The sequence below is a fragment of the Brachybacterium hainanense genome (assembly GCF_042434575.1).
Classification (GTDB): domain Bacteria; phylum Actinomycetota; class Actinomycetes; order Actinomycetales; family Dermabacteraceae; genus Brachybacterium; species Brachybacterium hainanense.
On the sequence record NZ_JBHLSV010000034.1, the window covers coordinates 1 to 23,698 of the forward strand.

The following is a 23,698-nucleotide window of genomic DNA, read 5'->3' on the forward strand; positions in this document are numbered from 1 at the left end:
CGCCGGAGCGGCCCTGGCCGCCCGTGCGGCCGCGGCCGGAACCGCCCTGGCCGCGTCCGCCCTGGCCGCGTCCTCCGGAGCGGCCTCCGCGCCCTCGGCCGTCGCTCTCGCGCCGCTCGGGAAGCTCGGGCGCGTCGGACGGCTCGCCGAAGACGCGCTCACCGGGGGCGAGGTCCGCGAGGACCGGGCTCTGCCCGGAGATGCCGCGGTGATAGGTCGGCGTGATGCGCGCCTTGCGCATGAGGTCCTGGACGTCCCGCTTCTGATCGGGCGTCTGGACGGTGATGACGGTGCCGGACTCGCCGGCGCGCGCGGTGCGGCCCGAGCGGTGCAGATACGCCTTGTGCTCGATGGGCGGGTCGGCGTGGACGACGAGGGCCACCTCGTCGACGTGGATGCCGCGGGCCGCGATGTCGGTGCACACGAGGGTCGGTGCGCTGCCGTTGCCGAAGGCCTCGAGGTTGCGGGTGCGAGCCCCCTGGGAGAGGTTGCCGTGCAGCTCGACAGCGCCCACGCCGGTGCGCGAGAGCTTGCGGGCGAGGTTCTTGGCTCCGTACTTCGTGCGGGTGAACATGATGGTGCGGCCCGGTGCGGCGGCCAGGTCGCGCAGCACGTCAAAGCGGGTGTCCCCGTCGACCTCGAGCACATGGTGCTCCATGGTGCCCACGGGGCTCGAGGCCGGGTCCGCGGAGTGCGTGACGGGGGAGTGCAGGTAGCGGGAGACCAGCTTCTGCACGCCGTCGTCGAGGGTCGCGGAGAACAGCATGCGCTGGCCGCGCTCGGGGGTCTTGTCGAGGATCCTGCGGACCATCGGCAGGAAGCCCATGTCGGCCATGTGGTCGGCCTCGTCGAGGATCGTGATCTCGACGGCGGAGAGATCCGCGTGGCCCTGGCCCATGAGGTCCAGCAGGCGGCCCGGGCAGGCGATGAGCACGTCGACGCCGCCCGCGAGCGCATCGACCTGGGGGCGCTGGCCCACGCCGCCGAAGACGACGGCGCTGCGCAGCTTCGCCGCCTTCTCGAGCGGTCGCAGGGAGTCGCCGATCTGCGCGGCGAGCTCGCGGGTGGGGGCGAGGACCAGCGCGCGGGGCCGGCGGGCGGCGCGGCGTCGCGGATCGGCCATGAGCCGCGCGACCAGCGGCAGCAGGAAGGCGTACGTCTTGCCCGAGCCGGTGCGGCCGCGGCCCAGCACGTCGCGTCCCGCGAGGGAGTCCGGCAGCGTCGCCGCCTGGATCGGGGTGGGGGAGGTGATGCCCTGGGGCGCGAGCGCGTCGGACAGGGCGGTGGGCACGCCGAGGCGTGCGAAGTCAGAGGTGGTCACGAGGATCCGTTCTGGTGGAAGCAGCCCGCCCGGCGCACTCGCTGCCGGGACGCGCGTTCCTTCCGGCGTCCCCACGGGCCCAGCGCTGTCTCCGCCCGATGGAGCGGGCGGGACCTGGTGCCGCGGCGGGGCGACGGCACTCGTCCGGTCAGCCTATGCCCGCGCGGTCGGCAGGGGAACGGTGCGGGCCGCGGATGTGAGAAAGCCGTGGTCCCGGAGGCGAGGGGAATGCGGCGCGGCGGAGCGCCCTCGGTGTTCCCACGTGAGAGCACGTAGGGTGGAGGCCCGGGACGACGATCCGGAGGACAGAGCAGGGGAGAGCAGCATGGCGCAGCGGGTCAGCATCAAGGACGTCGCCCTGCGGGCCGGCGTGTCCTGGAAGACGGTCTCCAACGTCGTGCACGAGCGACCGGTGGTGAAGGAGGCGACCCGGCGACGCGTCCTCGAGGCGATCGAGGAGCTCGGCTACGTCCCCAACCTCGCCGCCCGGGATCTGCGCGGCGGCCCCACCCGCATCATCAGCCTCGTCGTGCCCGAGCTGCAGAACCCATACTTCGCGCGGCTGGCCGAGCGCATGCAGGCCGCCGCCCGCGACCGCGAGCGCTCGGTGAGCGTGGAGGTGTCCCTCGGGTCGGCCCGGGTGGAGCGGGCGCATGTCCTGGGCCGGGTCCCGCGCCCGGCCGATGCGGTGATCATCTCGCCCGCGGCGCTGCTGCCCGCGGACTTCGCGGGTCGCGAATCCGGGCCGCGCACGGTCCTGCTGGGCGAGCGGATCCCGGCGGCGGAGGACGTCGTCCACGTCGCGATCGACAACGTCGCCTCCGCGGCCGATGTGGTCCGCCACCTCGCCGATCAGGGACGCCGGCGCCTGCTCTTCCTGGGGGCGGAGACGGTGCCCCCCTCGACCGGCGCGGACCGTCTGATCGGGTATCGCGCCGCCTGCCGTTTCGCCGGGATCGAGATCGATCCGGACCTGCTGCGCCCGGTCGCCCACTGGAACCGCGAGGCGGGACGCGACGCCGTGCGGGCGGCGCTGGTCCAGGGCGTCGTCTTCGACGCGGTGATCGCCGTGAACGATCTGCTCGCCATCGGAGCCCTCGAGGCCCTGCGTGCCCAGGGCGCGGCGGTTCCGGAGCAGGTCGCGGTCGTGGGGTGGGACGACGTGCCGGAGTCCGCTTTCGCCGTGCCTCCCCTGAGCAGCGTCGCCCCGGACCTCGACGCCCTCGTCGCGGCGGCGCTCGACGCCGCGACGGACCCCGGGCCGGGAACGGCGGCGGAGGTGGTCGTGCCCCATCGGCTCGTGGTCCGGGAGAGCTCGGGTGGGGCGCGCGCGGACGGCTGAGCTCGCGCCGTGACACGTGGGCATCTTGATTCCCACGTGGAAATTCTCGGCGAACTCGTGTTGACTGGTCCCTGCTGGGCCATCGCCGTTCCGCACGGCTCCCTCGTCGACCGCCACCACCCCCCAGGAGCGCCCCTGTGAGCACCCCGACCCGCAGCACCGCCCATCCCGTCCCCGAGCTCCCGCAGCAGCTCTCGGACCTCTTCTCCCGCGCCGATGCGCTCGCCGCCGTCCTCGATGCGCCCGCCTCCGCGGCCGGGGACGTGCCCCGTCCCGAGCACCCGCGGCCCCAGCTGCATCGGCCCACCTGGCTGAACCTCAACGGCACCTGGCAGTTCGAGCTCGACCCCGGCGACAGCGGCATCGACCGCGGTCTGCTGGAGCGGGACCTCGACGGCGAGATCACCGTGCCCTTCGCGCCTGAGACCGCCGCGAGCGGCATCGGCGACCGGGACTTCCACGAAGCGGTCTGGTACCGCCGCATCATCACGATCCCCGCCGACTGGACGGGGCTGCGGCCCGTGCTGCGCTTCGGCGCCGTCGACCACGATGCGACCGTCTGGGCGGACGGACAGGAGGTCGCCCGTCACCGCGGCGGCTTCACCCCGTTCGCGGCCGACCTCGGCGGGATCGCCGGGGCCGGGGAGCAGGTCGAGATCGTCGTCCGCGCCCGTGACCACCGTGAGGCCGCCCAGGCCCGCGGCAAGCAGTCCGTCTGGTTCGAGCCCACCCATGCGAACTACCCCCGCACCACCGGCATCTGGCAGACCGTCTGGCTCGAGGGCGTGCCGGAGGCCGCCGTGCGCTCCCTGCGCATCATCCCCTCGCTCGCCTCGACGTCCTTCGCGATCGACGTGCCGCTGACGCGGAACGTCCCCGGCGCCCGCCTCGAGATCACCGCCTCCGTCCCCGGCGGGGAGCGGGTCGCCGCCGCCGACGTGCGCGCGGACCTCGACCTCGCCCCCCACCTCGAGCTCGTCATCCCCGCCGAGCATGTGCGCGTCTGGGGCCCCGGCGCACCGGAGCTGTACACCCTGCGGGTGCGGCTGCTCGCCGAGGACGGCACCGTGCTGGACGAGGTCTCCTCCTATGCGGGCCTGCGCTCCACCTCCCTGGCCGGCCGCGAGTACCGCATCAACGGGCAGAAGGTCTTCCAGCGCCTGGTCCTGGACCAGGGGTACTGGGAGGAGACCTTCATGACCAGCCCCAGCGACCAGGCGATGGTCCAGGACATCCGTCTCGCCTACGAGGCCGGCTTCAACGGCGCCCGTCTCCATCAGAAGGTCTTCGAGGAGCGCATGCTGTTCTGGGCGGACCTGCACGGTTACCTCGTGTGGGGCGAGTTCGGCGACTGGGGCGTCTCCGGGCGCGGGCCCGTCGGCCACAACCAGCAGCCCACCGCGGCGTTCATCGGCCAGTGGATCGAGGCGGTCGCCCGCGACATCAGCCACCCCAGCATCATCGGCTGGTGCCCGCTGAACGAGACGCACCAGGTCATCCATGACCGCCTCACCGTCCTGGACGACGTCACGCAGGCCATGTACGACGCGACCAAGCTCGCCGACCCGTCGCGGCCCGTGCTCGACGCCTCCGGGTACTCGCATCGCGTGCGCGGCGCGGACGTCTACGACTCCCACTCCTACGAGCAGGATCCGGAGGCGTTCCGCCGGGAGCAGTCCGGGCTCGCGGAGGGCAGGCCCTTCGCCAACAGCCGCGAGATCGGCGACGGCGAGCTGCCCCGGGCGGACGGCTCCTTCTCCCTGCCCTACGCCGGGCAGCCCTACTTCGTCTCCGAGTACGGAGGCATCTGGTGGAACGAGGAGGAGGCCCGCCGGGCAGCGCAGGAGGCCGGGAACAACGCCGCCGCGTCCTGGGGCTACGGCCAGCGCATCGGCTCTGAGGAGGAGCTCTACGAGCGCTTCGAGGGCCTCACCCGCGTGCTGCTGGAGGACCCCGACATGTTCGGCTACTGCTACACGCAGCTGACCGACGTGTTCCAGGAGAAGAACGGCGTGGTCGACTTCGCCCGCGGACGCAAGCTCGACCTCGCCCGGCTGCGCGCCGTGCAGGAGCAGGCGGCGGCGTACGAGCAGGACTGATCCCGCCGAGCGCCGGCCTGCGAGCCATCCGCCCTGCGGAGAGGACTCGCAGGCCGGCGCTCGGCCCGGTGGGGGAGGATCGGGGCATGCGCGCCATCTCCTATGCCGCTTTCGGCGGCACGCCCGAGCTCGTCGAGCTGCCCGATCCGATCGCCCCGCCCGGCGGTGCCGTCGTCCGGGTGCATGCCACCGGCGTGTGCCGCAGCGATTGGCACGCCTGGCAGGGCCACGACGCTTCCGTGACCCTCCCGCACGTGCCCGGTCACGAGTTCGCCGGCGTCGTCGAGGCGGTCGGGGAGGGGGTCGCGTCCTTCGCGCCCGGGGATCGGGTGACCGCCCCGTTCATCCTCGCCTGCGGGGAGTGCGCGCAGTGCAGGGCGGGGGCCTCCCAGGTGTGCCCGCGCCAGCGCCAGCCCGGCTTCGACCTGCCCGGCTCCTACGCCGAGAAGGTCCTCGTCCTCGCCGCCGACCACAACCTCGTCGCCCTGCCCGAGGAGATCGACATGCGCGCCGCGGCCGGGCTCGGCTGCCGCTTCGGCACCGCCTATCACGCCGTCCATGTGCAGGCCCGGCTGCGGGCCGGGGAGACCCTCGCCGTCTTCGGCTGTGGCGGGGTGGGCCTCTCGGTCATCCAGATCGCCGTCGCCGCGGGCGCGGAGGTCATCGGGGTGGACGTCTCGGCGCCCGCGCTCGAGGCCGCCCGTGCCCTCGGCGCCCGCGCCATCGACGCGACCGGTGCCGCCGAGCGGATCCGCGCGCTGACCGGCGGCGGGGCCGATGCGACGATGGATGCGCTGGGCTCGGCCGCGACCGCGTCCGCCGCGATCGAGAGCCTCCGTCCGCGCGGCCGCCACGTGCAGGTCGGGCTGCTGCTGGGAGCCGATGCGCAGCGTCCCCTTCCGATGAGCCGGGTGATCGCCCAGGAGCTGCAGGTGCTGGGCAGCCACGGCCTCGCGGTCGCCGAGTACCGCGACCTGCTCGCCGACATCGCCGCCGAGCGTCTGGACCCGCAGGCCGCGGTGGGACGGACGATCGGTTTCGAGGAGCTCCCGGAGGCGCTCATGGCGATGGGCCGGGGCGCTGCCGGGGCCGGGATGACGGTCGCGCTCCTGAGCTGAGGGCGGGGGTGCGCTGTCGTGCGAGCGACAGGGCACGACGGAGCGGGCCGGATCCGTCGAGCAGATCTCCGGACGGGTCGGTCTTGACGCCTGAGCGCCCGAGCTGTCTATAGTGCATATAGACAGTAGATGCGCGGAGAGGAGGACGGCATGCCGGATCTGGACATCCCCCTGGACCCGTCCTCGCCGGAGCCGATCTACGCGCAGATCCGGGCCGGGCTCGCGGAGGCCATCGGCCGCGGCGACCTCGCGCCGGGAGCGGCTCTGCCCTCCATCCGCGTTCTCGCGCGAGACCTGCGCGTCAGCGTCATCACGACCACCCGGGCCTACAACGAGCTCGTCGCCGACGGGCTCGTCGACGCCATCCGCGGCAAGGGCGTCTTCGTCCGCGCGCAGGACCCCGCGGCCCTGCGCGAGAGGGCCCTTCCCCGCATCGACGAGGCTCTCGCGCAGGCCGCGAGCGCCGCCCGCGCCGCCCGCATGAGCGCCGAGGAGCTGCACGCGCGCCTCGACCTCGCCCTCGACCCCGCGAAGGATGACCGATGACCCCCGCCCCCGCCATCGCCGTCCGCGACCTGCAGGTCCGGCTCCGTCCGCCGCGCAGGCCCGGCGCCGCGCCCGCGGCGATCCTGCGCGGCCTGAGCTTCACCGCCCCCGCGGGCCAGGTGACCGCGATCGTCGGAGCCAACGGCGCCGGCAAGACCACCGCGCTGCGCACGATCATCGGTGCCGTCCCCGCGGCGGCCGGGAGCATCGAGGTGATGGGCCGCGTCATGGGCCCCGCCGACGTCCCGCTGCCGGAGGGGGTCGCCGTCGTCGCCGACGCCTCCCCCTACCCGGACCACTGGACCGCCCACGACGTGGCGAGGCTGCACCAGGCCTGCGTCCCCCGCTTCTCCGTCCGCCGTCTCGGCGCCGAGCTGCGCGCGCACGAGGTCGACCTCGACACCCGCATCCGCGACCTCTCCCGGGGGCAGGTCACGCAGCTCCTCGTCGCCGCGGCGCTCGCCTCCGCTCCGCAGCTGCTGATCCTCGACGAGCCGCTCGCCCGCCTGGATCCGCTGGCCCGCGAGGAGCTCGTGGACCGGCTGCGCACCCAGCTCGCGACCGAGGACACCACGATCGTCCTGACCACCCACGACCTCGACGGGATGGACCGCTTCGTGGACCATCTCGTCGTGATCGCGGGCGGCCGCTGCGTCCTCGAGGGCGCGGTGGAGGACCTGCGGGACGAGCTCGTGCTGGTCGAGCTGCCCGGCCTGCTCCCATCCGGGCTCGCGCTGCAGGGGGCGGAGCGGATCGGCGACCTGACCCGCGGCCTGCTCCCCGCCGACGACGCGGCCGGACTGCCGCCCGCGGCCCGGCTCCTGCGGCCGGGGCTGACGGACCTCGTCACCGGCGCGCTGCGCCACGCCCGCGGAACAGACAGGACGGACCGATGAGTGCCGTGGTGCGCAGCCGCCCGGTCCCCGCCCTCGACGCGACCGGGGGGCTGCGCCGTGCGCTGCGCGTCGAGGCACGGCTGCATCGGGAGATGCTCGGGGGGACCGTGATCCTCGGTGCAGCCGTGATGATCCTCGCCGGCCTCGTCTCGGACGCGCCGAGGACCCTGCTCCCGCTGTGGGCCGTCGCCGCCTGGTACCGGCTCGGCCGCCATGACGGGGCCGATCGGGCGGTGCTGAACGCGGGGCTGGGCCTCTCCCGCGTCGACGCGTTGCGGGCTCGACTCATCCTGGTCGGCCTGGATGCGGCCGTGACCCTCGCCTTCCTGGCGGCCTCCGGCGTGCTCGCGGTGCTCAGCGGGCACGACACCTCCGGCAGCGGAACCTCCGCGCTCGTCGCCGGGCACGGCCTCGCGGACGCGCTGCTCGGCGTTCCCGCGGAGGTCCTGTGGACCGCGGCGGCGCTCGTCCTCACCGCGGTCATGGTCGGCCGGGCGAGCACGACCCGGCGGCCTGGGATCGGCGCGGTCCTCCTCGCCGCCGCCAGCGGCCTGGGGGCGTACCTCCTGGTCGCCCTCGTGCTCATGGCCGTCGGCGCCGTGGGCGGCATCCTCCTCGGCGTCGTCCGCGGGACGGACGCCGCTCCCGTCGGCGACCTGCCGATGTGGGCGGGGATCTTCACCGCCCTGCTGGCCTGCCTCGTCCTCGGTCTGCTCTGGCTGCGACGCAGCATCCGCGGCTGGATCCGTGATCTGGACGGCGACGAGAGGAACGGACGAGACGAGAGGAGCGGACGATGAGCGCGACGCCGACGCGGCCCGGGACCGGAGCCATGCGCGCACTGCGGGTCGAGCTGCGGCTGCACCGGGAGACGGTCGCGGGAACGGTCGTGTTCTCCGTGATCGCGCTCCTGGCCGCTGGACTCCTGACCGACATCCTCATCTGGGTGGCGCCCCTGTGGGCGGCGCTCCTCTGGTACCGCCTGGGCCGGGAGGACGAAGAGCAGTCCGCGGACCTGCGGGCGGGCCTGGGGCTGTCCCGGGCCGATGCGCTGCGCGGCCGCGCGGCGCTGGCCGTCCTCCTCACCCTCGGCCTCACGGTCGTCACCGCGATCGGCACGGGGATCGCCGATGCCGTTGGGATGGACGGCGCGACCTCCTTGGTCGCCCTCGGCAGCACGATCGAGGGCCCGGTCGCGCCCGCCCTGCTGTCCCTGCCGATCCAGGCGCTGACGATCGGCCTGCAGCTCACCATCACAGGGCTCGTCGTGGGCAAGGAGTGCACGACCAGGCGCCCCGGCACAGCGATGTGGCTGCTGTCGCTGATCAGCTACGGCGGAGCGGTCCTGCTGACCTCCCTGCTCGCCGCGGCAGGCGGCGTCCTGGCGCTCCAGCTGACGAACCTCGTCGACCTCCCCGTCGAGCAGCAGATCCAGCTCTTCGGCCTCGCCCAGATCGTCCTGCTGGCGACCCTGCTCGCCGTCGCCCTGCACCTGCTGCGCCGCCGCGTCCGCGCCTGGGCCGGGGCGCTCGACGCCGGCGCGGAGATCGCCCGCGGCTGAGACGCGGTCGCTGCGGCTGAGGCGCGGTCGCCGCGGCTCAGGGCGCATCGGCCCTGTGGAACCATGGGGGCATGACGATCACCGCTGCCGCCGACGGCTCCGCCCTCGGCAACCCCGGGCCCGCCGGCTGGGCCTGGTACATCGACGAGGACACCTGGCGCGCGGGCGGCTGGCCCCACGGCACCAACAACATGGGCGAGCTCAAAGCCGTCCTGGACCTCCTCGAGGCGACCGCGGTGGACGCCGACCAGCACCTGCACGTCCTGTGCGACAGCCAGTACGTCATCAACTCCGTCACGCGATGGATGCCGGGCTGGAAGCGCAAGGGCTGGCGCAAGAAGGACGGCAAGCCCGTCATGAACGTCGAGCTGCTGCAGGCGATCGACCGGGCCCTGGTGGGCCGCAGCGTCGAGTTCGAGTGGGTCAAGGGGCATGCCGGCCACCGCATGAACGAGGCCGCGGACCGTCGCGCGAACGCCGCGGCGACCGCGTTCTCGAAGGGGAGGGACCCGCAGGTCGGCCCCGGCTACCGGACGAGCCCGACGAGCACTGCTCGCCCGCGCGCCGCGGACGCCTCCGACGCCGGGCTCGCTCTGGCCGCGGACGCCTCCGGCGCCGGGCCCGCCCTGGCCGCGGACGCCTCCGACCTGTTCAGCTTCCTCGAGCCGGAGCCCGCGCCTCCCGCCCCCGTCGCCCCGTCGACCTCGGAGCTCGACGAGGTCACCCAGCGCGAGCTCGCCCTGCTCACCGACCTGGTGCGGGCCCGTCCCGAGCGAGCCGGGGCCCTGCTGCACCCCGACGCCACCGAGATCGGCGCCTCGGGCCGTGCCTGGACCCGCTCGCAGATCCTCGCGGAGCTCGCCCCCGTCCCCGGGCTCGAGGCGAGCGACATGATCGCGGACCGGATCGGCGAGGACGCCGTGCTCGTGCGCTACCGCACGGAGGCCCCCGACGACACCGGCCGCCTCCGCACGGTGCTGCGCTCGAGCGTCTGGATCCGCGTCGACGGGAGCTGGCTGCTGCGCCACCACCAGGGAACCCCGGCCCGGCCATGACCGTGCCGAGCGCGCGCCCCGCGACCCTGCGCGCCCTCGCCCGCCTGCTCGCCGGAGAGCGGGTCGCCGTCACCGCCGTGCCGCTGTCCCAGCGCGCCGCCGGACCCGACCTCGCCCGCGGGGCGGCGCTCGCCGGCATCGCGCTCGCCAACACCGTCGGCTGGATGTACGGCGGGACGTGGACGGCGCTGGCGAAGCAGGCCGACGCCGGGCCGCTGGACCGCACGGTCGACGTGCTCGTGTCCCTGCTCGCGGACAACCGCGGCTTCCCGATGTTCGCGCTCCTGTTCGGCTACGGGATCGGCGTCCTGCACCGGCGCGGGCAGCAGCGCGGCGAGACCGCGGGCGCGTTCCGCCGCCGCATGGCACGCCGGCACCTCGTGCTCGCCGGGATCGGCCTCGCCCACGGCGTGCTGCTGTTCCCGGGCGACATCATCCTGCCGTACGCGGTGATCGGCATGCTCGCGGTCCTGTTCGCGAGTCGCTCGCGCCGCATCGTCATGCTCGGGGCGCTCATCGCCGCCCCCATGCTCGCCCTGTGGGGCTGGTCCGACGGCCTCGTCGGCCTGCAGACGGGCATCGCCTCCCTGCCCGCCGTGCAGGCCGGCGACTACGGGACGAGCGTCCTGATCCGGGCGCAGGAGACCGGCTGGGCCCTGCTGACCATGCCTGCGACCGACCTCGGGCTGCTGACCCCGATGCTGATCGGCCTGCTGATGGCGCGGGGACGGGTGCTCGAGGACGTGACCCGGAACCGGGAGACCCTCGCCTCCCTCGTCCGCTGGCTGCTGCCCCTGTCCCTGCTCGGCGCCGCCCCGCTGACCTGGGTGATGGTGCGAGACCCGTGGCACGAGGCGGTCACGAGCCCGGCGTTGCTGGGCGGGCTCGGCGTGCTGCATCAGCTCACCGGCCTGGCCGGCGCGGTCGCGTACGCGGCGGGGGCGGCGCTGCTGTGCGCGGGGTACCGGCGCGGTCGGGCGCGCACCGGCAGGCGGGCGCTCGTCGCCCTCGGCCGGATGTCGCTGACCGCGTATCTGCTGCAGTCCCTCCTGGCCCTCGCCGTGTTCCCCGCGTACACGTTCGGTCTGGGGGGACGTCTCGGATCCGCCGGGGCATCGGCGATCATGCTCGGGACGTGGGCGGCGGGCCTGGTGCTCGCCTGGATCCTCGCGCGGCGTGGTCGCCGCGGCCCGGCCGAGCAGCTGCTGCGCACCCTGGCCCGTCCCGTGCCGGAGGTGCGGGGATGACGCTGTTCGCCGACACCCCGCGCTGGGACAACCACGGCACCGTGTGGGGGCATCTGATCTCCGACGTCTCCCTCGAGGAGCTGCACGCGGGCGCGCTGCGGGCCGGGCTGTCGCCGCGGGCCTTCGACCTCGACCACTACGACTGGCCGGTCGACCTGCGCGGACGCCTCGAAGGTGCCGGGGTGCGCATGGTCGGCAACCGGGAGCTGACGCGGATCCTGATCCGCTCGGGGCTGCGGGTCCCGCAGGGGCGGCGGGCCCGGGCGCGGGCCGAGCGCTCGGCCGCCGATGCTGCGCGCCTGGGTCTCGCCCCGGTGCCGCGGGACTTCATCTGGGGACCTCGCGGCCACGCCGATCCGCTGCCGGTCCTGCCGGGCGCGTTCCGCATCAGCCAGGACGATCCGTCCCGGCTGCGCATCCAGGCGCACGACGGCCCGGGGGAGGCGGCGGCGGCCGCGCTTCTCGCCCGGGTCGATGCGCTCGCCCGCGCCGCCGGGCATCCCTTCTGGCAGGGCCAGGCGATGGATGCGCCCCGCCCGTCCTGAGCCTCCGCCCGGGGCCCTTCCGGACATGCTCAGCGGGAGAGGACCTGCGCCAGATGCGCTCCGAGCTCCGCCGAGATGTCGACCTCCCGGTCGTAGAGCCAGCGGTACTGCAGGCCGTCCCAGAGCGCGACGTAGAGCATCGCCTCCTGCTCCGGATCGCGATGCGGCGGCAGCTCGCCGCGGTCGCGGGCCTGGCCGAAGAGTGCCGTGACGTCCGCGAGCACGGCGACGAACCGCTCGGCGACGTAGGTGTGGGCGGGATGGGCGGGCGCGGCGGCCTCGCAGGACAGCACGGCGTACAGCTGGATCAGCCCGGGCTGGCGGCGGGACGCCTCCTGCGCCTGACGGGCGATGAGATCGAGCCCCTCCCGGCCCTGCGCGGGATCGGGCGGCCTGCCTGCGAGGGCGCGCAGGGCGCGGTCCCTCTCGTCGAGGACCGCCTCGAGCAGGCCCTCCTTGGAGCCGAAGTGGTGCAGCACCGCCGATTTCGAGGCGCCCGCGCTCTGGGCGATCCTGGCGAGCGCCGTGTCGCCGTAGCCGTCGCGTGCGAAGAGGTCCGATGCGGCGGCGAGGATCTGTGCGCGGCGTGCGCGTCCGGTGCGATACCCGTGCTCCTCCCGTGGGGCCGGGGGCGCGGCGGCGGCACGCGGTGGCAGCCGGGGCGGGGCGATCTCGGCGGGAGGCGGCTCCCTCCAGCGCTCCTCGAGGGCCGCGAGCCGCGCGGGGACGTCGATCCGGTCGGGGAGGAAGAGGCTCATGAGCTGCAATCCGTCCCAGATCGCGTCGAAGCGGCGCATCTCCGCGGCGGTCGCGCGGTCCGGGTGGACCGTCCCGTCCCGGCGGGCGCGGTCCAGGATGCCGAGGCTGAGCCGTTCGACCTCCTCGTAGCGCCTGGCCATCGCCGCGTGGGAGGGATGCGCCGGGGTGGAGGCCTCCCCGGTCAGGGCGGCGAACAGGGCGACGTAGCCGGGTGTCGCGGCATTGAGAGCGGCGAGGGTGCTGAACGGCAGCGGGCGGGGCGAGCCATCTGCCGCGTTCGCCTGCGCGTCCATGGCCCGGGCGCTGTCCTCCTCCATCTGCGCGAGCACGATGCTCAGCAGCTCGTCCTTGGAGGACACGTGCTTGGCCAGCCCCGGATGGCTGATCCCGGCCGCGGCGGCGATGTCGCGCAGGGAGGTGGCCCGGTACCCCTGCTGCACGAAGAGGGTCCGCGCGGCGTCGACGATCCGGGCCCGAGTGCGCTCCCGGCCGAGGACGCGCACGGAGGCCGTGGGCGCTGTGCTCACCCCTGTCCTCCTCGTCTCGACCGTCTGCGGCGTCCCCTGCCGATGCTCCCCACCCTATCGTCGGGGTCCGGCTCAGCCGCTCGGGGGCGGGGTGTGCTCCTCGCCCTCGTCGTCCGCGGGGGCGGACAGATCCGCGGCGATGAGCTCGACGCGGAAGGTCGCGCCGCCGCCCGGGGTCTCGTGCACCGAGATCTCGCCGCGGTGCTGCTGCACGATCGAGGCGGCGATGGACAGGCCGAGCCCTGCGCCGCCGCCCTGCGTGGCGGAGCGCTGGCGGGACTCGTCGGTGCGGTAGAAGCGCTCGAAGATCCGCTCGCGCTGCTCGGCGGGGATGCCCTCGCCGTGGTCGCGCACCTCGATGACGGTGCGGGCGGAGTCGGCGAGGGTGCCCACCGCGATCTCGACGGGGGAGCCCTTGGCGGTGTGCCGGTTCGCGTTGCCGACGAGGTTGAGGATCACCTGGCGCAGCGAGGGCTCGTCGCCCATCACGCCGACGCTCACGTGCGGCGACACCGTCAGCGGCGTCCCGGACAGAGAGACGACCATGACCTGCCGGCTGGGGTCCAGGGCCCGCAGGTCCTGGGCGGCGTCGAACAGGGCGTCGGAGATGTCCAGCGGCTCGAGGTCCAGATCGGGGTTCTCGTCCAGCCGGGCCAGACGCAGCAGCGATTCCACCAGGGATCCCATCCGGCGGGCCTCGTCCTCGATGCGGCGCATGGCCTGGGCGACGGACTCGTCCGTGCCCAGCGCCCCCATCCGGTACAGCTCGCCGAAGCCGCGGATGGCCGCGAGGGGGGTGCGCAGCTCATGGGAGGCATCGGACACGAAGCGGCGCATGCGGGCCTCGGAGGCGGTGGCCCGGGACTCCGAGGCGGACTGGGCGGCGAAGGCCTGCTCGATGTGCACGAGCATCTCGTTGAGCGAGCGGGAGAGCCGGTGCACCTCCATCGAGGTCGTCGTCTCCGGAACGCGGCGGGACAGATCGCCGGCCGCGATCTGGGCGGCGGTCGCCTCCACATCGCGCAGGGGCTCGAGGGAGCGGTGGGCGATGTAGCCGCCGCAGCCCATGCCCATGAGCACGACGCCCGTGCCGACCAGGACGATGATCAGGCCCATCTCGTGCATGGTCCGATCGACGCTCTCCAGCGGCAGGGCGACGAAGACGCTGCCGCCGCCGGGCCCGCCGTTGATCATCGCCTTGACGCGCCAACGGCCCTCGGAGGAGTCGATGATCGTGAACGGCTCGCCGCCGCGCTCGATGACCTGGGTCTCCGTCAGCTGCGGGAAGGTGAGCGTCCCGGTGGAGCCGCCGTGACGGTGCACGTACTGCTTCATCCGGACCCCGTCGTCGTCGCGGATCTCCACGATGTAGTCGACGGGGGCGACGGAGCCGGCGGCCGCCGGGTCCTCGTCCCCGTTCAGCAGCGACGTCGCCAGCGCCGTCATGTCCGCCGTTGACCGCTCGAGCTCGTTGTCCACGCCCTGGATGAGGGTGCGGTTGAGCAGGAACAGCGACAGCCCGCCGGTCATCGTGGTGCCCAGGACCAGCAGCAGGGAGATGAGGGCGACGATCCGCGTCCACAGGGAGACGGGGCGGTCGGCGCGCAGGGACGGGAAGGACACGGAGAGGGGCCTCGCTCGGGGCAGGTCGTCAGGAGGCGTCGGCGGCGCGCAGCACGTAGCCGATCCCGCGCTTGGTGTGGATCATCGGCTCGCCGATCACGTCGACCTTGCGGCGCAGATACGAGATGTAGGACTCGACGATGCCGACCTCGCCGGACCAGTCGTAGTCCCACACGTGGTCGAGGATCTGGGTCTTGGACACGACCCGCCCCGCGTTCAGCATGAGATAGCGCAGCAGCTTGAACTCGGTGGGGGACAGCTCGATCGAGACATCCCCGCGGTGGACCTCGTGGGAGTCCTCGTCCAGGCGCAGGTCCCCGACGACGAGGCTCGCATCGACCGTCTCCTCGACGCCGCCGTGGGTCCGGCGCAGCACGGCGCGGATCCGGGCCACGACCTCCTCGAGGCTGAAGGGCTTGGTCACGTAGTCGTCGCCGCCGACGGTGAGCCCGGCGACCTTGTCCTTGGTCTCGTCCTTCGCGGTGAGGAAGAGGATCGGGTACAGCTCGCCGCGGTCGCGCAGGCGACGGGTCACGGTGAAGCCGTCCATGTCGGGGAGCATCACGTCCAGGACCATGAGGTCGGGCTGATGCTCGGTGGCCTGGCGGATCGCCTCGTTGCCCGTCGCGGCGGTGAAGACCTCGAAGCCGGCGAAGCGCAGGGAGGTCGCCAGCAGGTCGCGGATGTTCGGCTCGTCGTCGACCACGAGCAGTCGCGCTTCGTAGTCCTGGGTGCTCTCGGTGCTCATGCCTCCACCGTGGCCCTCCAACGTGGGAGTTGGCTGGACGGTCGCTGGATGCTCAGCGCTCCACGGCCGAGCGGATCTTCCTCTCCGCCTTGCGCAGCTTGCGCAGCGCCCAGGTGAGCTGGATGATCCGGACGGATCCGACCAGCCCCATCACCAGACCGCCCGCGATCGCCGCGAGCAGCATCGCCACCCCGAGGGGGAGCGTGAAGTGCGCCCCGAAGTACTGGAACGCGGTGGGGACGTTGTTCTGGATCACGAAGATCAGCAGCAGCACGAGCACGATCGCGCCGAGGATCAGCGCCGCCCACAGCCCGAGCGAGAGGCTGTGGGGCTCCGGCGCGACCTCCGTGCTCCCGCCGCCGCGGGTCTCGCGCTCCGGCGCCGTGCCCGGGGTGCGCCCGGAGGCGTCCGCGGTCCTCCCGCGGCGGGTGCCGGGCTCCTCCGCCCCGGTCGTGCTGGGCTCCGCGGCGCGGCGGACCGGTCCGTCGGCATCGGAGCGCGGCGCTCGCGGGACCGGGCCGACCGGATCCGAGGGCGGAGGCGCGGGCACGTCGGGGGATGCCGGGGGCGGGGTGTCGCGGGCGGAGGGCCGGGAGTTCTCGTCATGCGGTGCGGTCATCGGGTGCTCCTCGGGTCGACGGGGATGGGGGAGGGAGACGGGAAGGGGACGGCGGACGGGGCCCGCATCAGGAATCCTGCCATCGCGGAGCTCCGCTGTCCTCCCCCGAGCGGGAGGCGGTGCCGAGCTCGGCGGCGTCCAGGATCCGGTAGGCGTAGCCCTGCTCGGCCAGGAACCGCTGACGGTGGGCGGCGAAGTCCTGGTCGCTCGTGTCGCGCGTGACGACCGAGTAGAAGTGCGCGGAGCGCCCGTCGGCCTTGGGGCGCAGCAGGCGGCCCAGGCGCTGCGCCTCCTCCTGGCGCGAGCCGAAGGCTCCGGATACCTGCACCGCGACGGAGGCCTCCGGCAGGTCGACGGAGAAGTTCGCGACCTTCGAGACGACCAGGCGGTCGATGCTCCCGGTCCGGAAGGCTGCGAACAGCTTCTGGCGCCGGGCCACGGAGGTCCGCCCGGTGATCAGCTCCGCGCCGAGCTCGGCGGCGATCTCCTCGAGCTGGTCGAGGTACTGGCCGATCACGAGCATCGGCTCCCCGGCGTGGCGGGTCGCGATCTGCCGGACGATCCGGGGCTTGCCGGGGTGGCAGGCGGCGAGGCGATGCCGGTCGGAGGGCTCCGCCATCGCATAGGCCATCCGCTCCGCCTCCTGCATGTCCAGGCGCACTTCGACGCAGTCGGCGGGGGCGATCCAGCCCTGGGCCTCGATGTCCTTCCACGGCGCGTCGTAGCGCTTGGGGCCGATGAGGGAGAACACCTCGTCCTCGCGGCCGTCCTCCCGCACGAGCGTGGCGGTGAGCCCCAGGCGGCGCCGGGCCTGCAGATCGGCGGTCATGCGGAAGACGGGGGCGGGCAGCAGATGCACCTCGTCGTAGATGATCAGCCCCCAGTCGCGGGCGCTCATCAGCTCCAGGTGCGGATGCACGCCCTTCCGCGTCGTGGTGAGGACCTGGTAGGTCGCGATCGTGACGGGCCGGATCTCCTTGAGCGCGCCCGAGTACTCGCCGATCTCGTCCTCCCCGAGGCTGGTGCGGGCCAGCAGCTCCGCCTTCCACTGCCGTGCCGAGACGGTGCTCGTGACGAGGATCAGGGTGGTGCGGCGGGCGGCGGCCATCGCCCCGGCCCCGACGATCGTCTTGCCGGCCCCGCAGGGGAGGACCACGACCCCGCTCCCGCCCTCGGCGAAGGCGGCGACGGCATCGGCCTGGTAGGGGCGCAGCTCCCAGTCGCCCTCGCGCAGCGCGATGGGGTGGGACTCGCCGTCGACGTAGCCGGCGAGGTCCTCGGCGGGCCAGCCGAGCTTCAGCAGGGCCTGCTTGAGAGCCCCCCGCTGCGAGGGATGCACGGCGATGGTCTGCTCGCCCACGCGTGCGCCCAGCATGCCGGCGACCCGCTTCGCCCGGGAGACCTCCTCGAGCACGGCGCGGTCCAGGCCGTGCAGGACCAGGCCGTGCTCCGCATCGGCGCGCAGCTGCAGACGGCCGTAGCGGTCCATCGTGTCCGCGACGTCGATCAGCAGCGCATGCGGGACCGGGTAGCGGGAGTTCTCGACGAGCGCGGCGACCACCGTCTCCGCGTCGAAGCCGGCGGCGCGCGCGTTCCACAGGCCCAGGTTCGTGATCCGGTAGGTGTGGATGTGCTCGGGGGAGCGCTCGAGCTCCGCGAAGGGGGCGATCGCCGCCCGGGCCTCGCGGGCACGCGGATGCCCCACCTCGAGCAGGAGGGTCTTGTCGCTCTGGACGATCAGGGGGCCGTCGCTCATCGGACCAGGCTACGGCCTGCGGGCGGCGCCGGGGACGACGAATGCCGGCCCACGAGCCGGCCCCGCAGCGGGACCCGGTTCGTGGACCGGCACTCGTGATGCCGGGCCGAGGATCAGCGGGCGAGCTCCGGGTTCGGCAGCTCGCGGCGGCTGAGCCGCTCGTACAGGCCGAGGGTGAACAGGAAGCCCAGCGGGATGGACACGACGAGGGTCACCACCAGCATCCCGCCCACGTAGGAGATGGCCATGAGCACCAGGTAGCCGACGATCGCAGCTCCGATGTTGTCCTTGACCAGGCGGAAGCTCTCCTTGATCGCATCCATCGGGGAGGCGCCGCGGGCGGCGGCGGCCGGGGCGAAGATCGAGAACAGCGCGAACAGCAGCCCCGGGATGTAGAACAGGACCGAGCCCACCAGGACGCCCACCGACACCAGCAGGAGCGTGAGGATCACGCGGCCGGGGCCGACGAAGCCCTGGCCGACGGTCGGCTTCCGCAGCTCCAGCACGCTGCCGCCCACCCGGTACGCGCCCGAGGCCCAGAGCAGGTTCACCGGGACCATCAGCAGCAGGATCCCGAAGAAGGCCGCGTAGGCGCCGAGCATCGCCCCCGCCGCGACGGCGCCGTCGGCATCGCCGGTGCCGTCGATGCTCGACATACCGGCCACCATGATGCCGATCATCGAGAAGATCGCGATACCGACGATCACCATCATGAGGACGCCGTACACGACGCCCGGGACGAGGATCGCCGCCACGTTGGTGCGCAGCGTGTTCCACGCGAAGCCGAAGCCGGCGCCGATGTCGTCGCCGAGCGAGGTGCCGGGAGCGGCGCGCGGGGGACCGGCCTGCGGCGGGACGCCCTGCGGTGCGAAGGTCTGCTGCGCGGGCTGCGCGAAGGGGTCGGCCGAGGCCGCGGAGGGGCCCGCCGCGTGGGGGGAGGCCTGTGCGGCGTACGGGGAGGGCTGCGCCTGCGGGGCCGGCTGGCTGTACGGATCGCCTGCCGGCGCCTGGCCGTACTGCGGGGGCTGTTCGGGCTGGCCGAACTGCGGGGGCTGGGAAGCGGAGCTCATCGGATTCCTCGGGGACGTCGACGGGAGAGGACGGCCACAGCCTACGGGGCGCCTGCGTGGACCGTCACGTCCCGGGGAGCCGCGCATTCCCTAGAATGGGGCCGATGGCACGGGTGCCGCCGTGCGGAACGACGCCGGCATCCTCCCCCGCACCCGCGTCGACACGTTCTCAAACCGAGGAGAATCCATGGCTTCCTTCGCCGCATCCCCCGCCAACGTTGCCGACATCGGCGTCACCGGTATGGCGGTGATGGGGTCGAACCTCGCCCGCAACCTGGCGCGCAACGGCTTCAAGGTCGCGATCCACAACCGCAGCGTCGCCAAGACCGAGAAGGTCGTCGACTCCTACGGCTCCGAGGGCGAGTTCTACCCGTCGGAGTCGACGGCGGACTTCGTCGCCTCCCTGCAGAAGCCGCGCGTCGCGATCATCATGGTCAAGGCCGGCGGACCCACCGACGCCGTCATCGATGAGCTCTCCGAGCTCATGGAGGAGGGCGACATCATCGTCGACGCGGGCAACGCCCTGTTCACCGACACCCGCCGCCGCGAGGCCGCGCTGCGCGAGAAGGGCCTCCACTTCGTGGGCGCCGGCGTCTCCGGCGGCGAGGAGGGCGCCCTCAACGGTCCCTCGATCATGCCCGGCGGCACCGTCGAGTCCTACGACCGCCTGGGTCCGATGTTCGAGAAGATCTCCGCGCACGTGGACGGCGTCCCCTGCTGCACCCATGTCGGCGCGGACGGCGCCGGCCACTTCGTGAAGATGGTCCACAACGGCATCGAGTACGCCGACATGCAGGTCATCTCCGAGGCCTACGACCTCATGACCAAGGCGCTCGGCAAGCCCGCCGGCGAGATCGGCGACGTCTTCGCCGAGTGGAACAAGGGCGACCTCGAGTCCTTCCTCATCGAGATCACCGCCGAGGTCCTCCACCACACCGACGCCACCTCCGGCAAGCCCTTCGTCGACGTGATCCTGGACCGGGCCGCGCAGAAGGGCACCGGCGCCTGGACCGTGCAGACGGCGCTGGACCTGGGCGTCCCGGTCACCGGCATCGCCGAGGCCACCTTCGCCCGCTCGACCTCCGGCTCCGTGCCCCAGCGCGAGGCTGCTCGCGGCGTCCTCCCCGCCGAGACCCAGGACCTCAAGGTCCTCGACGAGGCGTCCTTCATCGACGACCTGCAGAAGGCGCTGTACGCGGCGAAGCTGGTCTCCTACTCGCAGGGCTTCGACGAGATCGCGGCCGGGGCGAAGCAGTACGGGTGGGACATCGACCTCGGCGCCATGGCCCGTATCTGGCGCGGCGGCTGCATCATCCGCGCGAAGTTCCTCAACCGCATCACCGAGGCGTACGAGCGCAACGCGGCCCTGCCGCTGCTGTTGGCCGACGAGTACTTCACCGCCGAGATCACCAAGTGCATCCCGGCCTGGCGCCGCGTGGTGGCCTTCGCCGCCGCCAACGGCATCCCGGTCCCGGTGTTCTCCTCGACCCTGTCCTACTACGACGCGGTCCGCGCGGACCGCCTGCCGGCCGCCCTGGTCCAGGCCCAGCGCGACTTCTTCGGCGCGCACACCTACCAGCGCGTCGACGTCGAGGGCACCTTCCACGTCGAGTGGTCCGAGGACCGCCGCGAGTCGAAGCAGGACTGATCGACCACAGCTCCGGTCGCAGGCCATCCGCCGAGCTCTGCTTCCGTTTCCGATGCGGAACCGGGGCGGAGCTCGGCGGCTGTCCGCGGGGCGTCGCGGGGCGGCATGACGACGGCCCCGGACCTCTCGGTCCGGGGCCGTCGTCATGCCCTGCTGGGCGAGCGGTCAGTAGGTGCTCATCGAGGCGCTGAGCCCGCCGAGCGCGATGACGGCGATCCAGAGGATGATGTTCAGACCCCAGATGATCGCGAAGACGATCCAGGCCCACTTGGTGAACTTCTGCGCGGTCTGGGGCTCCGTGTCGGCCTTGAGGTAGCCGAGCAGGCCCAGCACGCCGGGGATGACGCCGCCGCAGACGAAACCGACGATCATCGCGATCAGCGACTTCTTCTTGATGCTCTCGATGTCGGAGGAGGGGGAGAAGTTGGTCATGGGGAGATTCCTTCGGGTGAGGGCGGCGTGCGTGCCGCACGGGCTCGGTGAGTCGCCGCAGTGAGTCCGATCGGCGCCAGGGAGAAGTGTAACCACGGGATCGGTCCCGTCCGGAATGGGGAGGAGTCCCCATTCCAGGACCCGAGACGGACGCTCGGACGAGGGCGAAGCGAGCGCGAGCTCGGGCGCAGCAGGTCCGCGTCGTTCCGGCGGATCCCTCGCCTCGCTCCCGCGGTCCGAGGTGGCAGGCTCTCGCCGCACGCGATCCGCGGATCGCCGTCGCGTTGCACGCGGGAGCTGACCCCAACCGCTGACCGGGCCTGAGGCATGAGCCCATGGCGGTGGAGTCGCTGACCGTCATTGAGGCACAGGCGGGGCGGTTCTGCTCTATCGCCGGTCAGGCGCGGCGGGTGTGCGTGGTTCTGGCTCATCGCCGGTCAGGCGCGGTGGGCGTGACGGGTTCTGGCTCATCGCCGGTCAGCCGAGGGTGACGCGGTGCACGAGGACGGTGAACTCCTCACCCGTTCCGGCATCCCGTGCACGCAGCCGCCCTCCCTCGAGGGACAGCGGCAGCACCCGGCGCACGGCGATGCCGCCGCGTCCGTCGACGACCCCGATCCGCAGCTCCGTCTCCCGCGCGATCGCATCGCGCAGCCGGTCCGCGACGGGCAGCTCGGCCTCGCCCGCATCGGCCGCACGGATCCGCAGGACCGCCTCCTCCGGGGTGAGCGGGAGCTCAGGACCGTGCCCCGGATCGACATCCTCGCGCGAGCCCGGGAGCCGATGGAGCGCGGTCGGGCGCGTGAGCGTCCCGTCGCGGCCGACCGCCACCCCGGACAGCCCCGTCCGCTCGATCGCGCGCATCACCACGGCCGGACCCGCCATGGTCACCGCGACCCCGGGCGCGAGCCGGCGCAGGTCGAGGAGCGCCGCCTCGGGATGGGAGAGGACGATCGTGAGCACCTCCTCCTCGGCGCTCAGCGCGGTGACGGCGGGCATCACCGCGATCCGTCCGTGGCGGCGCTGCTCGTCGGCCAGGAGCACCGCGAGGACCTGCGGAACCGGGGTGCGGGAGGCGCTCTCGAGCAGGGCCCTCAGCGCCGCGGGGTCTTCGCCCGCGTCGAGGGCGCGGCGCACCGAGGCCGGGGTGAAGCGCAGCGTCAGGGCGCCGCCCCGCGAGACCGGCTCCGTCCAGGCGGACAGCGCGGAAAGACGGCGGGAGGGACGGCCCGGGACGACGACGGTGAGGTCCGCGTCCAGCAGCACCTCGTCCACCGGGGGCGGCAGGACGGCCGCGAGCGCTTCGACCAGGAGCGCATCGACCTCCGCCGCGTCGGTCCGGCGCCGGGCGCGGTCGAGCGCGAGCCCGAGCCGGGTCGGCACGCCCGCGAGCACCAGGCCCAGCGTCGCGGCCTCCCGCTCGAAGGCATCCGCCTCCTGAGCGAGGACGGGCGCGGGCACGAGCGGGTGATGCCAGGAGAGGGCCTCGCGCAGGGCCGGGCCGTCCGCGGCCGTGTCGGGGGAGTCCTCGTGCAGCTGCGCGTGCAGGGCGAGCAGGGTCTCGCGGCGGGCCCGCACCCCTGGCCGACGGGTCGCTGCGGACAGGGCGGCATGCGCGGGGCCGCCGCGGGGATCGGGAGTCCCGACGAGGGAGGGGAGATCCTCGCTGCGCAGCCAGGCGAGGGCGAGCTCCGCCCAGCGCTGCTCCTCCGATCGCTCCCGGAACTCGTCCCAGTCGCGGGTGGGCTGCCAGGTGAGGCCGTCATGGCCCACGAGCCCGGCGGTCCAGCAGGTCTGCAGCACCGTGACGACCTCGGGCAGCGGCGCATCGGCCGCCTCCGCGAGCCGGCGCAGCTCCCGCTGCGGGAGGCCGCCGCGGGTCAGCACCCCGGGCGGGTCCCGGTCCAGGTCGCCGATGATCCCGGTGATCCGCAGCGTCTCGAGGGCGGCCTCCGCCGCCTGGGCGCTGCGCGTCCCCGCGAAGCGCTCGGGCCGGGCGACCCCGGCGATCGTCGGCGGGTGCGCGGCGAAGCGCTCGTGGACCCGGCCTCCGCGCAGCGCGAGGTGCACGCTGCGCGGGATCCGCAGAACCCCCTCGGCCGCGGGCACCGCGATGCCCCGTTCGCGCAGGAGCGGGCCCAGGGCGCTGTCGCCGACCTCGAGCCGGGCCGGCCCGAAGGAGAGCGCGTCGAGCACGCCCGCGACCTCGTCATCGGCCCCGCGCGCCGCCGCCACGCGCGTCTCCGCCTCCTGCGGGCTCGGATCCTCGGCGAGCACGGGACCCAGCCCGGCCGGATGCCGGAGCCCGTCGCGCAGGCTGCGCACGAGGCGGAGCTCCTGGCCGCCCCAGACGAGGGCGAGGTCCTGCAGGTGGGAGAGCGTCTCCTCGATCTCGCCGGGTGTCGCTCCGACGGCGCGGGCGAGCGCGCTCCGGGGCGCCTGGTCCGGGAGCACGGCGAGCGCCTCGACCAGCTGCAGCGCCGGGCGGTCCAGACGGTGGAGGGCGCGCTGGCTGCTGGGGCCGGAGGCGGCGCGGGCCGCGAGCGGACCCAGCCCCTGCGGGAGGGGGACCAGCAGGTCGCCGCGTGCGGCGAGGAGGCGCTGGAGCTGCTCGTCGCGGAAGGAGCGCAGCGCGTCGGCGAGGGATCGCGGCGTGGCTGGCATGGTGCGATCCAGCATAGGCTGTGGCGGCGCGGGGATCCGTGCGCCCCCATAGCCCAATCGGCAGAGGCGGCCGCCTTAAAAGCGGCACAGTGCGGGTTCGAGTCCCGCTGGGGGTACGGGCG

The 23,698-nt window shown here is 73.7% G+C and carries 20 protein-coding genes and 1 tRNA gene; 12 read left to right on the forward strand and 9 right to left on the reverse strand.

Translation table 11 applies throughout. The features are described from left to right. Positions 1 to 1,321, reverse strand: a 1,321-nt coding sequence (locus ACFFF6_RS18455) for a DEAD/DEAH box helicase (protein ID WP_376982978.1), incomplete at its 3' end; no start/stop codon positions are given. Between the two features lie 325 nt (positions 1,322 to 1,646). Between ACFFF6_RS18455 and ACFFF6_RS18460 the strand changes: the two genes are divergently transcribed. The 10 genes from ACFFF6_RS18460 (at position 1,647) to ACFFF6_RS18505 (ending at position 11,730) form a co-directional block, all read left to right on the forward strand. Continuing rightward, positions 1,647 to 2,663, forward strand: coding sequence for a LacI family DNA-binding transcriptional regulator (locus ACFFF6_RS18460; RefSeq protein ID WP_376982979.1), 1,017 nt, complete (start codon positions 1,647 to 1,649; stop codon positions 2,661 to 2,663). 137 nt (positions 2,664 to 2,800) lie between these two features. After that, positions 2,801 to 4,762 carry a glycoside hydrolase family 2 protein gene (locus tag ACFFF6_RS18465; RefSeq protein WP_376982980.1) on the forward strand — a complete coding sequence of 654 codons (1,962 nt, stop codon included), beginning with the start codon at positions 2,801 to 2,803 and terminating at the stop codon, positions 4,760 to 4,762. 86 nt (positions 4,763 to 4,848) lie between these two features. Beyond that, positions 4,849 to 5,880 carry an alcohol dehydrogenase catalytic domain-containing protein gene (locus ACFFF6_RS18470; protein WP_376982981.1) on the forward strand — a complete coding sequence of 344 codons (1,032 nt, stop codon included), beginning with the start codon at positions 4,849 to 4,851 and terminating at the stop codon, positions 5,878 to 5,880. A 150-nt stretch (positions 5,881 to 6,030) separates the two neighbouring features. Then, positions 6,031 to 6,426, forward strand: coding sequence for a GntR family transcriptional regulator (locus ACFFF6_RS18475; protein WP_376982982.1), 396 nt, complete (start codon positions 6,031 to 6,033; stop codon positions 6,424 to 6,426). Continuing rightward, a complete protein-coding gene (locus ACFFF6_RS18480) occupies positions 6,423 to 7,322 on the forward strand; it encodes an ATP-binding cassette domain-containing protein (RefSeq protein ID WP_376982983.1) in 900 nt (299 codons plus the stop codon). The genes ACFFF6_RS18475 and ACFFF6_RS18480 overlap by 4 nt, the downstream gene beginning before the upstream one ends. Then, complete coding sequence (locus ACFFF6_RS18485) at positions 7,319 to 8,122, forward strand: hypothetical protein (protein ID WP_376982984.1); 804 nt, start codon at positions 7,319 to 7,321, stop codon at positions 8,120 to 8,122. The genes ACFFF6_RS18480 and ACFFF6_RS18485 overlap by 4 nt, the downstream gene beginning before the upstream one ends. After that, positions 8,119 to 8,883 carry a hypothetical protein gene (locus tag ACFFF6_RS18490; RefSeq protein WP_376982985.1) on the forward strand — a complete coding sequence of 255 codons (765 nt, stop codon included), beginning with the start codon at positions 8,119 to 8,121 and terminating at the stop codon, positions 8,881 to 8,883. Before ACFFF6_RS18485 ends, ACFFF6_RS18490 begins: the two co-directional genes overlap by 4 nt. A gap of 71 nt (positions 8,884 to 8,954) precedes the next feature. Further along, positions 8,955 to 9,938 carry an RNase H family protein gene (locus tag ACFFF6_RS18495; protein WP_376982986.1) on the forward strand — a complete coding sequence of 328 codons (984 nt, stop codon included), beginning with the start codon at positions 8,955 to 8,957 and terminating at the stop codon, positions 9,936 to 9,938. Then, entirely contained in the window at positions 9,935 to 11,185 is a 1,251-nt protein-coding gene (locus ACFFF6_RS18500) for a DUF418 domain-containing protein (protein WP_376982987.1), read from the forward strand. Before ACFFF6_RS18495 ends, ACFFF6_RS18500 begins: the two co-directional genes overlap by 4 nt. After that, positions 11,182 to 11,730 carry a DUF4031 domain-containing protein gene (locus tag ACFFF6_RS18505; RefSeq protein WP_376982988.1) on the forward strand — a complete coding sequence of 183 codons (549 nt, stop codon included), beginning with the start codon at positions 11,182 to 11,184 and terminating at the stop codon, positions 11,728 to 11,730. Before ACFFF6_RS18500 ends, ACFFF6_RS18505 begins: the two co-directional genes overlap by 4 nt. Positions 11,731 to 11,759: 29 nt before the next feature. Here ACFFF6_RS18505 and ACFFF6_RS18510 read toward each other — a convergent pair whose 3' ends face one another. The 6 genes from ACFFF6_RS18510 to ACFFF6_RS18535 form a co-directional block, all read right to left on the reverse strand. Further along, complete coding sequence (locus ACFFF6_RS18510) at positions 11,760 to 13,016, reverse strand: TetR/AcrR family transcriptional regulator (protein ID WP_376982989.1); 1,257 nt, start codon at positions 13,014 to 13,016, stop codon at positions 11,760 to 11,762. Between the two features lie 72 nt (positions 13,017 to 13,088). After that, positions 13,089 to 14,639 carry a sensor histidine kinase gene (locus ACFFF6_RS18515; RefSeq protein ID WP_376982990.1) on the reverse strand — a complete coding sequence of 517 codons (1,551 nt, stop codon included), beginning with the start codon at positions 14,637 to 14,639 and terminating at the stop codon, positions 13,089 to 13,091. Between the two features lie 28 nt (positions 14,640 to 14,667). Continuing rightward, positions 14,668 to 15,387 (reverse strand): response regulator transcription factor, encoded by a 720-nt coding sequence (locus tag ACFFF6_RS18520; protein ID WP_376982991.1) that lies wholly within the window; start codon positions 15,385 to 15,387, stop codon positions 14,668 to 14,670. 52 nt (positions 15,388 to 15,439) lie between these two features. Continuing rightward, positions 15,440 to 16,006 (reverse strand): lipopolysaccharide assembly protein LapA domain-containing protein, encoded by a 567-nt coding sequence (locus ACFFF6_RS18525; RefSeq protein WP_376982992.1) that lies wholly within the window; start codon positions 16,004 to 16,006, stop codon positions 15,440 to 15,442. Between the two features lie 67 nt (positions 16,007 to 16,073). Beyond that, entirely contained in the window at positions 16,074 to 17,762 is a 1,689-nt protein-coding gene (locus ACFFF6_RS18530) for a DNA repair helicase XPB (protein ID WP_376982993.1), read from the reverse strand. 113 nt (positions 17,763 to 17,875) lie between these two features. Further along, positions 17,876 to 18,832: a hypothetical protein gene (locus tag ACFFF6_RS18535; RefSeq protein ID WP_376982994.1), complete on the reverse strand. Its 957-nt coding sequence runs from the start codon at positions 18,830 to 18,832 to the stop codon at positions 17,876 to 17,878. A 187-nt stretch (positions 18,833 to 19,019) separates the two neighbouring features. Between ACFFF6_RS18535 and gnd the strand changes: the two genes are divergently transcribed. After that, positions 19,020 to 20,480, forward strand: coding sequence for an NADP-dependent phosphogluconate dehydrogenase (gene gnd / locus ACFFF6_RS18540; protein ID WP_376982995.1), 1,461 nt, complete (start codon positions 19,020 to 19,022; stop codon positions 20,478 to 20,480). 165 nt (positions 20,481 to 20,645) lie between these two features. On the opposite strand, the gene ACFFF6_RS18545 is transcribed toward gnd, so the two are convergent. After that, on the reverse strand, positions 20,646 to 20,912 hold the full coding sequence (locus ACFFF6_RS18545; protein ID WP_376982996.1) for a hypothetical protein: 267 nt from the start codon (positions 20,910 to 20,912) through the stop codon (positions 20,646 to 20,648). Between the two features lie 477 nt (positions 20,913 to 21,389). Continuing rightward, entirely contained in the window at positions 21,390 to 23,576 is a 2,187-nt protein-coding gene (locus ACFFF6_RS18550) for a helicase-associated domain-containing protein (protein ID WP_376982997.1), read from the reverse strand. Positions 23,577 to 23,618: 42 nt separating this feature from the next. Here ACFFF6_RS18550 and ACFFF6_RS18555 point away from each other — a divergent pair. Beyond that, a tRNA-Leu gene (locus ACFFF6_RS18555) sits at positions 23,619 to 23,692 on the forward strand. The last annotated feature ends 6 nt before the right edge of the window (positions 23,693 to 23,698 follow it).

Coding starts and splice junctions, on each gene's coding strand:
- ACFFF6_RS18460 (WP_376982979.1), top strand. CDS start 1,647: ATGGCGCAGCGGGTCAGCATCAAGGACGTCGCCCTGCGGGCCGGCGTG.
- ACFFF6_RS18470 (WP_376982981.1), top strand. CDS start 4,849: ATGCGCGCCATCTCCTATGCCGCTTTCGGCGGCACGCCCGAGCTCGTC.
- ACFFF6_RS18475 (WP_376982982.1), top strand. CDS start 6,031: ATGCCGGATCTGGACATCCCCCTGGACCCGTCCTCGCCGGAGCCGATC.
- ACFFF6_RS18480 (WP_376982983.1), top strand. CDS start 6,423: ATGACCCCCGCCCCCGCCATCGCCGTCCGCGACCTGCAGGTCCGGCTC.
- ACFFF6_RS18485 (WP_376982984.1), top strand. CDS start 7,319: ATGAGTGCCGTGGTGCGCAGCCGCCCGGTCCCCGCCCTCGACGCGACC.
- ACFFF6_RS18490 (WP_376982985.1), top strand. CDS start 8,119: ATGAGCGCGACGCCGACGCGGCCCGGGACCGGAGCCATGCGCGCACTG.
- ACFFF6_RS18495 (WP_376982986.1), top strand. CDS start 8,955: ATGACGATCACCGCTGCCGCCGACGGCTCCGCCCTCGGCAACCCCGGG.
- ACFFF6_RS18500 (WP_376982987.1), top strand. CDS start 9,935: ATGACCGTGCCGAGCGCGCGCCCCGCGACCCTGCGCGCCCTCGCCCGC.
- ACFFF6_RS18505 (WP_376982988.1), top strand. CDS start 11,182: ATGACGCTGTTCGCCGACACCCCGCGCTGGGACAACCACGGCACCGTG.
- ACFFF6_RS18520 (WP_376982991.1), bottom strand. CDS start 15,387: ATGAGCACCGAGAGCACCCAGGACTACGAAGCGCGACTGCTCGTGGTC.
- ACFFF6_RS18525 (WP_376982992.1), bottom strand. CDS start 16,006: ATGACCGCACCGCATGACGAGAACTCCCGGCCCTCCGCCCGCGACACC.
- ACFFF6_RS18530 (WP_376982993.1), bottom strand. CDS start 17,762: ATGAGCGACGGCCCCCTGATCGTCCAGAGCGACAAGACCCTCCTGCTC.
- ACFFF6_RS18535 (WP_376982994.1), bottom strand. CDS start 18,832: ATGAGCTCCGCTTCCCAGCCCCCGCAGTTCGGCCAGCCCGAACAGCCC.
- gnd (WP_376982995.1), top strand. CDS start 19,020: ATGGCTTCCTTCGCCGCATCCCCCGCCAACGTTGCCGACATCGGCGTC.
- ACFFF6_RS18545 (WP_376982996.1), bottom strand. CDS start 20,912: ATGACCAACTTCTCCCCCTCCTCCGACATCGAGAGCATCAAGAAGAAG.
- ACFFF6_RS18550 (WP_376982997.1), bottom strand. CDS start 23,576: ATGCCAGCCACGCCGCGATCCCTCGCCGACGCGCTGCGCTCCTTCCGC.